The 507-nt window shown below is 64.9% G+C and carries 1 protein-coding gene; it reads left to right on the top strand.

What is annotated here, in order from left to right:
- The coding region (locus tag DI272_RS43975; protein ID WP_258314954.1) for a transposase at nt 1–507 on the top strand (507 nt) is incomplete at both ends.

Here is a 507-nt window from a genome sequence, read left to right as displayed (position 1 = left end):
CCGCTCAACCAGGTCTCCCACGAAGCATTCAACGACCCGCAGGTACCAAAAGAAACGGCGTCTAAGCGGGTGCTGGAGTCCGCCCTGGAGGGCGAGATCACCGACCACGTCGGCTACGACAAGCACGATGTGGCCGGCAGGAACAGCGGCAACAGCCGTAACGGCACCCGGGCCAAGACGGTGCTGACCGACGTCGGCCCGGTCGAGGTGAAGGTGCCCCGCGACACCGCCGGCACCTTCGAACCGCAGATCGTCCGCAAGCGGCAGCGCCGGCTGACCGGCATGGACGAGATGGTGCTTTCCCTGTCCGCGAAGGGCCTCACGCACGGGGAGATATCGGCTCATCTGGCCGAGGTGTACGGCGCGGAGGTGTCCAAGCAGACCATCACCACGATCACGGACAAGGTGATGGAGGGCATGGCGGAATGGCAGGCCCGCCCGCTGGACCGCGTTTACCCGGTTGTCTTCGTGGATGCCATCAACGTCAAGATTCGCGATGGCAAGGTC

It is taken from the genome of Streptomyces sp. Act143 (assembly GCF_003143935.1).
GTDB lineage: Bacteria > Actinomycetota > Actinomycetes > Streptomycetales > Streptomycetaceae > Streptomyces.
This window is presented reverse-complemented; position numbering and strand designations above follow the sequence as displayed.